We start from the raw sequence: 10,327 nt of genomic DNA, 5'->3' as shown, positions 1-10,327 counted from the left end.
TGAGGAAATTGCATAACTCTTACTTGGCTAAACCTAATATGCGAATATCATCCTTGATTTAATTGCTTAAGATATAAGCATATTTGATGGTATGGCTTTGAAGAATTTTAGACTACATATGGTAGATAGTTTTTCTAGAAGGTAATTATGCAATTTGCTCTATTGATATAAATGGATACAGTTAGAAATCGCAATGTATATTTAGTAAGTCCTAGTTAAATACATTCTATTTTGAAAATATTTTTTAGCTGCTCTATAGCCTTGGTTATATAGGAAATTATATTTTTCATCATCTGGACTTATATCAAAATCTATAAAGGATATATTTTTAGTGTCTATTTCAATAGATCTTAATTTGTCCTTAATACTACGATTATACATGTCTTGCTGAACCTTCATAAAGGATTTAAATAGATTTCCTATATATTCTATTAGATTATTGATTTCATCATAGTTTGGTTTACTTATAAATCTTGCTCCTAGGGTTTGTGCATTGGCACCTTCAACGATCATATCTTTGAAAAAAATTGAATCAAATAAATTTATAGGATAGTTTCTCATGACTCCACCGTCCGAAAAAATATGGGGAAGTGGGGATTCGTTTGCGTTACCTATATTAACCTCTATAGATTCAAAATATAGGGGGATGGACATGGAGATTCTAACCGCCTTAGCTACTTCCATATTAGGGGTTGTTTCATAGCAAAAAACCCTTGAAGAATTAGTGGATATATCGGTACCAATAATATATAAATCTAAAAAAGGGTTTCGTTTTTTATGAATACTAGAATCTTTGAAATCTGCAAAGGTATAGGGAGGAAGTTTTTTAGAACTATCAAATTGAGATGCTATCTGTTCCTGTATCCACTCATAGAAATATTCACTGGAATACCAACCATAGTTTTTTATTAATCTATATATGCAATCAATGTCTCCAAATATTTTTTCGATTTCTCTTTTTACGGCAGAAGGGATTCCCTTCAGATCGTCTTGACTGTTTTTCTGTGGGATTTGTTTATAATCTAAGCTGTCGGCCATTTGCTTTACTTCATTAAAGGGTAAAGCAAAGCTAGTTAAGCATGCAGTTATTGCCCCTGCCGATGCTCCTGCTGTTCTTTTGAAGTTTTGCAATATACCATTATTATATAGAAAATCCAATACTCCTAAATATGCTATTCCTAAGACTCCGCCTCCTTCAAAAACTAAATTTTTATATTTATAACTCACAATATCACCTCAATAAATATTTATAATCTTATGATATTCAACAATAAGTTTCCCTGTGAATTCTATTTATTGAGGTGATATTTATGAACTGATTTAGTTTTTTAAAAACAACTGATTAAGAGTAGTTTTCAGTAAATGCTTCTCCCCATTTATTTAGGAATACATGATCCCTTACATCCTTTTTAGAGTGATGCTGTGGATTCTCAGCAGTTTTTCCTATTGGAGTCATTGCAACTATCTTGTAATCATCTGGTATAGACAGGGTTTGACGAATTTTATTTTCGTCAAATGCACCAATCCAGCATGTACCATAACCTTCATTTGTCGCAGCAAGTATAAAATGCTCCATAGCTATAGCACTGTCTACTAAATAGTATTCTTTATCCCCAACAACACCGGACTTAGAAGGATCAGCCACAACAACTGCAACTATCGGAGCTTGCTTAACTGATATGGCAGATTTATCTGTATCGTTTATTATGGATTGGGCCAGCATTTCCTTCTCCCTTGGATCATCAACTAATATAAACTTATAGGATGTATTGTTTTTCCAAGATGGAGACATCATAGCCGAATTAATGGCTCTAGCAATACTATCCTTATCCACAGGTGTGCTTTCAAATTTCTTTACACTAAGTCTACTTTCTATAACATCATAGAATTGCATATTTACACCTCCTCGTACATTATAGATGTACGCTAATAAAAGTTAAGCAACGAAAGTAGGCTCTGAGGTTTCCTTTTAGCTCCCTTTACAAAGCTGTTTTGTCCTTTCTTTATTCAGATGATAAACAGATTTGTAGGAGGAGCGTAAAAGGATTCTCAGTGGCTACTTGAGTAGGTTAAGCTTACAAGCGTACATGTATAGTATTTGCATCAAGAAATTAAAAAAATCCCACTTTTTATATGGAAAAAAATGGGATTTTTTAGTGCTAATTAATTATTCTGATTTCTATTCTTCTATTTTTAGCTCGATTTTTTTCAGTATCGTTGGAAGCCAGAGGTTTTCTTTCTCCCCAACCGCTAAAGAAAATCCTATTTTCATCGATGTGCTTTTTATATATAAAAAACTTCACTACGCTTATTGCCCTGGCCGAGGATAGCTCCCAGTTGGAGGGATATTTTTCCGTATTTATTGGAACATTATCGGTAAAACCCTCTACGACAAAGTCATTATCAATCATTTTAAGCTTATTAGCAATTTTATCTAAAACCATATATCCATTTTCAGTTATCTCAGCACTTCCGCTGTCAAATAAAACACTATCTTTAAATCTAATAATCAATTCATTCTCTTTTTCGCTTATGGATATATCCTCTAAAAGATCATTATTCCTTAAGAAAGAAATAAATTCTTCATTTGAACTATCTAAATCAGTTTCTACATTTTTCATATTGAAGAGTTTCTCTGATAAGGACTTTTTTTCTTCCTTAAGCTTAGTATTTTCACTACTTAGCATGTTCACTTTATTTAGCAAAGAATCTTTTACCGTATAAAGTGAACTTAGTTCCTCAGAGGAGAAGGTGAAGAAGATGATAAAGAAACAAAGTATAATTGTGACCATATCACTATAGGTTATCATCCAATGACTGGAAATATCACTCTCATATTCTATATTATCATCATGATAGGATTTCATTTTCTGAGTAATTCCTTTCTCCAAAGTTTTTAGGATATTGAAGTCTTAAATTATCTGGAAGCATGACATTCATTTTGTCAAAAACATTACGTACAGAATCATTTTTAGCAATTAAGATAGTACCTTCGCAAATTATTTTATACTCCAGTGTCTTCTTATCGATCAAATCCTTTACTCTACCCATTAAGGGAACTGCAATAAAGTTGGCAATAAGAGCGCCATAAAGTGTACTTACCAAAGCAGATGACATATTTGTCATAATCAATTTTGGATTATTCATATGAGATAGTAGGCCTATCATTCCTATTAGGGTACCAATAAGACCAAAGGAAGGAGCTACTTGGGATATCATTTTAAGAACATTATAGGCTCTAAGGAGCTTCCTGCGTCTTGATTCTATATCTTTCTCAAGTATGTCCCTGATACTATCAGGTTTTTGATAATCGCATACAAGACTCATGGCATTTTTAATAAACTGATTCTCTTCTTGTAATATTTCTGACTCTATCTTTAATGCACCATCTTTTTTAATTTTTATGGCAAAGTCGTATAAAGTAAATATATCCATTGCATAATCAATTTTTACATTAAAGCTTTTTTTTATGGTTTTAACTGTAAACATTATTGTTTCAAAGGAGTAGCTTATTATAATTGATAGAATAACTCCTGAAACGATTAGCTCCAATGCTTTTAAGTTAATGAAGCTTTTCACGGATATACTGCCAAGAATAGAATGACATAGTAGGATTAGGAGTAAAGTTATTATTCCAATCTTTAAGCTTTTGTTTCTTGAGTTGTCCAAATTGCACCTCCAGTTAATAAAAAATGTTCACAGGGGGTTTGTTAGTTTCAGACCTCCTGTGAATGATCTACCATACTATTTTACCACAAATTGTATCTAAGACAACTTAATAAAGGTGGTTTTTGTATAAAAAATAGGGATTTAGTCAAATAGTCTTGAATTATGTAGTATATTGTAATTAATGGAATTTTATCGAAAATGGTTGACATAACATCGGAAATTTTATATAATATAGCTTATGTATAGGGCTTTCATAGTATAAGTTAAAGTCTATACTAAAATCCCTATATAGAGTCCAGTCAAAACTTTAATTTATACACTTGCTGAATCCTGATAATTTCAGGTACGGAGGAACCAAAAATGGGGTTAATCCATGAATAATATGGTAGGGAACCTTCTATCCCGAACCCGTCAGCTAACTTCGGAAGCTAATAATTAGGAAGGAGTGTATATAGTGTATGCAAACATACTCGAAGAAGACCATATCTATAATCCTTTTATTATTACTAATCTCACTTAATGTCACTAGTGCCTACTCTGTTGAAAGTAATGGAAACTTTTATCTAACATTAAGATTTGGTAGTAGAGGTAACGAAGTATCCAAATTACAATATACTCTTAATACTAAAGGTTTTTCGCCAGGGCCTGTGGATGGTATCTATGGCCCAAAGACCCAAGGAGCAGTAATTAAATTTCAAAAAGCATGCGGAATAACTGTTGATGGGATAGCAGGTAAACAAACACAGTCTTACCTATATTCTGCACCTGCATCCTTAGCTGCTAGTAGGGGTGCAAGTACTAGTACCTATTCAACAGATCTATATTGGTTATCTAGGATAATACATGCTGAATCCGGGGCTGAGTCCTATGAAGGTAAGATGGCAGTAGGAAACGTTGTTTTAAACAGAGTATATTCCAGGGAATTCCCAAATACTGTGAAGAGTGTAATATTTGAATATTTTAGAGGGATTCCTCAGTTTAGTCCCGTTGCAGAAGGGACTATATATAATACCCCCTCTCAAGAAAGCATTGAGGCAGCTAAACATGCCTTAAATGGTGCAAAGCCAGTGGGAAGCTGTACTTATTTCTTTAATCCCAATAAGTCAGCAGGTAAATGGATTGTAGAGAATAAAACCTATGTAAAGAGAATCGGAAACCATGTGTTTTACAAATAGAAGGACTACAAAAGGGGCCGTCTAAAAGGACAATTTTCTCACACAACCCCTATATATAAAACTCTAAAAAAAGATATCTATTAGCTTACTGCTAAAAGATATCTTTTTTTAGAGGAAAATTCTAAGACTATGTAAGAATATTTTAAGAATAGTATGATACAATAATTTAGGAAAATAATGAGTGCTACTAGGAGGAAGACATATGGGGATAAAAAGTGATAGAAGAGAACTACAGGGTTTCTTATATTTTTGTATAGTATTGGTTATAGGAAATGTGCTGATAAGTGGGTTGGCTATTTTTGATTTAAGTGTATTTGATAATGGAATTGCAAGTTATTTAATTGAGTTATTTGGATTCCTTAAAATATTTTGGGTATTTATCATCATAGTTTCTATTTCTAAAATCAAGGGATACAATTCAGAAAGTTTTTCAAACAAGGTGGCTAGTAGTCTATACATGATTATGATAAATGTTATTTTATTAGCCTATTATCTGATCATTAGTAAACTAAGGGATAATCCTTTAGCTGCACATTTTGCATTTTATGCATTAATCTTTTCCATTCCAATGACCTTATTATGGATAAGTAATAAATCATTAGAATCCGATAGAAGAGTAGAGTGGCAAAAGGCATGTGGTACCTATAAAGAATATGAGAATAAGAATACCTTTTTATGGAGATATAAGCTTGATTTTTCAAATGTAGAAAAAGATTTTACTAGGAAGGATATAATAGACCTATCCAATAAAGGAACCTTTGGAGTATATCTAATAGCTTTAATATTAGTAGTCGCATATACTAAGGGATTTCATCCAATAATGATTCTAATATTGGCAAAGCCAATATTATATTTATTTGATATTGCATTTGCCTTAGTTGGTTCTATAGAAGGAGAATGTACAGGTTGTTATAGAAAAAGTAGGGGAAGAAGTGGAGGATCATATTATTATGTTTACATAATAACCGATTATAATAAAAAAAGAGAGATAAAGATTTCAAGTAATGATGAGCTTTTATTTGGTGAGGGTGATCCTATAAAGGTATATTATACATTGCTTTCAAAGGAAATATTAAAATATCATCCTGTGAATTATGTATAGAGAGTTTAGGGCGAATCTTGATTTATACATATCAAAATACCCAGAACCATCTCATATTTGTCCATGTACAAGTTAAGTTATACTATGAAAGCCCTATATGAAGTGTATATCATTATAATAGTATATCTTTAAATACCATATTGACATATGTTTATAACTAATTTAAAATCAAGGTGTATAAATTAAATACGGAGCTTTATGGTATTTCTGATTAAGTATATAGAGGTTAGGGTGAATCTTAATTTATGCATATGGAAATATCCCATGTTTCTGGGGAGTTTTGATAAGCATAAATTGAAGTTTTGACTGGGATATCTATAATCAGAGATTTAAAAGGGAAGCTTGGTTAAAGTCCAACACGGTCCCGCCACTGTAATGAGGAGTAAATCTATATGAAACCACTGTTTTTCGATAAAAGAAATGGGAAGGTATGGGTTTATGAAGATTCTGAGTCAGGAGACCTGCCATAGGGAACAATACCGTAGTTACTCACGAGGATGAGGAGGTGTTATGAGTAAGTCATTTGACACTCTATTTATGTCTATTTTGATGCTTATTTATAACTAACATCCTTTTGATCTAAAAAGGATGTTTTTTAGTTTGTCGATTAAGGGAGGACTCGTAGAAATGAACTTTGATTACGTCAAATTTATTACTGACCCATTTGTACTTATATTTTTATCGGTTATATCGGGCTTAATGATAGGGAAGATAGAAATTAAAAGGGTTAAATTAGGAAATTCAGGAGGTTTGTTTACTGGATTAGTTATTGGGTGGTATGTGTATAAAACCTATGCTTTACCCTATGAAAAATTAGAAGATATCCCAGCCTATGTCAAAAATATATTTGAAAATGGCATGGTGCCAAAGGAGCTATTTCTTTTTACTTTAATTTGCTTTATTGCATCGGTAGGACTATTGGCCTCAAAGGATATCGGAAAAGTTATAAAAAAATATGGATTCAAATTTGTTCTATTGGGTTTAAGTATCACATCTACCGGTGCCCTAATATGCTTTATAATGGCTTACTTTAATAAAGGATCAAATATATACGCTATATCGGGAACCTATGTAGGGGCATTAACATGTTCTCCAGGTTTAGCGGCAGTTTTAGAATCGGTATCAAGTTTAGGAAAAGAAGCTGAAGCTATGATTGGTTTTGGATATGCTGTAGGTTATATTCCAGGAGTTACAATAATAACCTTATCTATGCAGATTCTCCCCATTATATTTAAGATTGATATTGAAAAAGAAAAACAATTATTTAAGCATGAAATGAGGGATGAAGAAGAAAAGATTAATTTAGATGCTATTGATTTTGATGTTCTTTCATTCTTATTTGTATGTATAGTTGGTTTTTTCCTTGGTCAAATAAAAATTTATATGGGTGAGGCTATTAAATATGTAAGTTTCGGATCTGCCGGTGGAGTTTTAATAGCTGGTTTAATATTAGGCCACATAGGAAAAATTGGATTTATGAACTTTAAAATGAATCCTAAAATATTAGGCATAATAAGAGAACTTTCACTTTCAATATTCCTAGCAATAGTTGGGCTGAGATATGGATACTCAACTATAACAACAATTGCAGGAGAAGGAGGACAATTAGTATTGTTAGCCACTGCTTGTTCTGCCTTGTCTATACTTATGGGCTTTATAATAGGAAGAAATGTATTTAAAATAAATGGAATTATGTTATTAGGGGCACTTTGTGGGGGAATGACTAGTACTCCAGGGCTGGGAGCAGCGATTAATTCAGTTGATAGTGATGATGTAGTCGCAGGCTATGGAGCCACCTATCCCTTTGCATTATTAGGGAAAATTATTTTCGGTATACTTTTATATAGATTACCTATATAAAAGCAATATAATTTAAGGAGGATACTACCATGATTTCAAATAGAATTAGGAATAATAAGCTTGTAGATAAGATTTGTACTGCTAAAGAAGCTGCAATGCTAATCAAGGATGGTATGAATGTGGGAACAAGTGGATTTACACCTTCTGGTTATCCAAAGGCAGTACCCCTTGCCTTGGCAGAGCTATCAAAAGAAACAAACAAAAAAATCAAAATAAATCTTTATACAGGAGCTTCAGTGGGTGATGAATTGGATGGGGCCTTAGCTAGAGGGGATATGTTAAAAAAAAGGTTGCCCTATCAAACAAATGAAAGCCTTAGGGACAGTATAAATAATAGCAAATGTGAGTTTTTAGATATGCATCTTAGTCATGTTCCACACTATACAAAGCTAGGGTTTTTGGGGAAGATTGACATAGCTATCATAGAAGCAGTTGCAATAACTAAGGAGGGAAATATAATTCCATCCACATCTATAGGAACTTCTCCTAACTATGTTGAGATGGCGGATAAGGTAATCGTCGAGATTAATACAAGTCAGCCCCTAGAATTAGAAGGAATGGCTGATATCTACACTCCGAAGAATCCACCTTACACAAGACCAATACCTATTACCATGCCAAATGATAGAATAGGAACTGAGTATATTCCCTGTGATATAGATAAGATAGAGGCAATAGTGATAACGGATATACGGGATAATGTCCGTCCACTAGCCCCGATTGATGAAATATCCCAAAGGATATCTGCCCATCTTATAGGTTTTCTAGAAAAGGAAGTTCATTCTGGGAGATTAACTAATGAACTTCTGCCTATACAATCGGGAGTAGGAAGCGTAGCAAATGCTGTATTAGCAGGTCTAGGCAAGTCTGATTTTGAGAATCTAGTTTGTTATACCGAGGTTATACAGGATTCCATGCTTGAACTTCTGGATACAGGTAAGGTTCTATTTGCATCTGGAACCTCTATAACTCCGTCGGCGGAGGGATTAGAAAAATTCAAGGAAAATATAGAGGATTACAGGGATAAAATTATTTTAAGACCTCAAGAAATAAGCAATCATCCAGAAATAATCAGAAGGCTTGGAATCATAGCCATAAACACGGCTATAGAAGTAGATATTTATGGTAATGTAAATTCAACTAATATAATGGGGTCTAGGATGATGAATGGTATAGGCGGTTCTGGAGATTTTACCAGAAATGCTTATATTTCAATTTTCACCACTTCCTCTAGGGCTAAAAATGGAGATATATCTTCGATTGTACCAATGGTATCTCACCATGACCATACGGAGCATGATGTTATGGTTGTGATTACGGATCAGGGAGTTGCAGATCTCAGGGGATTGAGTCCAAAGGAAAGGGCCATGGCTATAATAAATAATTGTGCGCATCCCGATTTTAGACCCATGCTTTTGGATTATTTTAACCGTGCTAAAGAAGGAAGACATAAGCATACACCCCATATATTAAATGAAGCATTATCTTGGCATGATAGATTTACAAAAAAAGGGACCATGAAATCTTTATAATAAATATAGTGAAACCTAGATTATTCATAGAAAAATTAGAAATATTTAGTATGGTTTTCAATTTTATATGGATAATCTAGATTCCAGTGGGGGTGTTTGAAATGAAAACAATAATAAAGGATTATGTAATCATAACTATAGGAGTAATTATAGTAGCTTTAGGATTATGTTTTTTTCTAGTACCAGCTGATTTAGCTGTGGGTGGAGTAACTGGGTTCGCCATGGTTATCAACAATATTTTTCCTTGGTTATCTATAGGACATATGATGTTTATAATGAATTTGATACTATTTATTGTTGCCTTTATATTGATAGGAAGACAATTTGGAGCTAAGACAATATATGCTAGCTTTGCGCTTACAGGAGTAGTGTGGATAGTAGATGAATTTTTACCCATATATAATCCTATAGTAAATGACATGATTTTAAATCTATTCTTTGGAATTCTCATTCAAGGAATTGGTATGGCAATAATCTTTTATCAGAATGCTTCCACTGGAGGAACTGATATAGTTGCTAAGATATTAAATAAATTTTTCCACATAGAGATTGGCAAGGCTTTATTGCTTTCGGATTTTGTAATCACACTTTTAGCTGGATTGACCTTTGGTTTAGAGCTGGGATTATATGCTTTATTGGGTGTTATGATGAATGCTTTTGTTATTGACAATGTTATTGAAGGGTTAGACCTAAAGATTAGTATTTCCATAATTAGTGTATATCCTGATGAAATAAAGGAATTTATTAATAAGGATATCAATCGGGGTGCAACAATATATCATGCTGAAGGAGCATATACAAATAATAGTAAAACAGTAATTACTACGGTAATGAATAAGAAGGAATTTATAAGACTTAAAAAATTTATCAAGGAAAAGGATAAAGAAGCCTTTGTGATGGCTTCAACTGTTAGAGAGGTTATGGGAAATGGATTTAGTTTGCCAATATAAATAAACATATGATAATTTTACAGCATCTAACATAATTAT

9 protein-coding genes and 2 riboswitches are annotated in these 10,327 nt (G+C 32.8%); of the genes, 5 read left to right on the top strand and 4 right to left on the bottom strand.

The window, feature by feature from the left end:
- Positions 1 to 201 precede the first annotated feature (201 nt).
- The 4 genes from N4A68_11525 to N4A68_11510 form a co-directional block, all read right to left on the bottom strand.
- Positions 202 to 1,227, bottom strand: coding sequence for a patatin-like phospholipase family protein (locus N4A68_11525; protein ID MCT4564924.1), 1,026 nt, complete (start codon positions 1,225 to 1,227; stop codon positions 202 to 204).
- A 115-nt stretch (positions 1,228 to 1,342) separates the two neighbouring features.
- The gene (locus tag N4A68_11520) at positions 1,343 to 1,894 is read right to left on the bottom strand and encodes a nitroreductase family protein (GenBank protein ID MCT4564923.1); all 552 of its coding nucleotides are present in this window, start codon (positions 1,892 to 1,894) and stop codon (positions 1,343 to 1,345) included.
- 265 nt (positions 1,895 to 2,159) lie between these two features.
- Positions 2,160 to 2,867: an OmpA family protein gene (locus tag N4A68_11515; protein ID MCT4564922.1), complete on the bottom strand. Its 708-nt coding sequence runs from the start codon at positions 2,865 to 2,867 to the stop codon at positions 2,160 to 2,162.
- Positions 2,851 to 3,669, bottom strand: a complete 819-nt coding sequence (locus tag N4A68_11510; protein MCT4564921.1) for a MotA/TolQ/ExbB proton channel family protein — start codon at positions 3,667 to 3,669, stop codon at positions 2,851 to 2,853. The genes N4A68_11515 and N4A68_11510 overlap by 17 nt, the downstream gene beginning before the upstream one ends.
- A 311-nt stretch (positions 3,670 to 3,980) precedes the next feature.
- Positions 3,981 to 4,114: riboswitch (cyclic di-AMP (ydaO/yuaA leader) on the top strand.
- Positions 4,115 to 4,127: 13 nt separating this feature from the next.
- Here N4A68_11510 and N4A68_11505 point away from each other — a divergent pair.
- From N4A68_11505 to N4A68_11485, 5 genes are all read left to right on the top strand, one after another.
- On the top strand, positions 4,128 to 4,844 hold the full coding sequence (locus N4A68_11505; protein MCT4564920.1) for a cell wall hydrolase: 717 nt from the start codon (positions 4,128 to 4,130) through the stop codon (positions 4,842 to 4,844).
- A gap of 202 nt (positions 4,845 to 5,046) precedes the next feature.
- Positions 5,047 to 5,946, top strand: coding sequence for a hypothetical protein (locus tag N4A68_11500; protein MCT4564919.1), 900 nt, complete (start codon positions 5,047 to 5,049; stop codon positions 5,944 to 5,946).
- Between the two features lie 292 nt (positions 5,947 to 6,238).
- Positions 6,239 to 6,430: riboswitch (cobalamin riboswitch) on the top strand.
- 143 nt (positions 6,431 to 6,573) lie between these two features.
- Complete coding sequence (locus tag N4A68_11495; protein ID MCT4564918.1) at positions 6,574 to 7,806, top strand: hypothetical protein; 1,233 nt, start codon at positions 6,574 to 6,576, stop codon at positions 7,804 to 7,806.
- A 29-nt stretch (positions 7,807 to 7,835) separates the two neighbouring features.
- On the top strand, positions 7,836 to 9,338 hold the full coding sequence (locus N4A68_11490) for an acetyl-CoA hydrolase/transferase family protein (protein ID MCT4564917.1): 1,503 nt from the start codon (positions 7,836 to 7,838) through the stop codon (positions 9,336 to 9,338).
- A 101-nt stretch (positions 9,339 to 9,439) separates the two neighbouring features.
- Positions 9,440 to 10,288: a YitT family protein gene (locus tag N4A68_11485; protein ID MCT4564916.1), complete on the top strand. Its 849-nt coding sequence runs from the start codon at positions 9,440 to 9,442 to the stop codon at positions 10,286 to 10,288.
- The last annotated feature ends 39 nt before the right edge of the window (positions 10,289 to 10,327 follow it).

It is taken from the genome of Maledivibacter sp., from assembly GCA_025210375.1.
GTDB lineage: Bacteria > Bacillota > Clostridia > Peptostreptococcales > Caminicellaceae > JAOASB01.
This window is presented reverse-complemented; position numbering and strand designations above follow the sequence as displayed.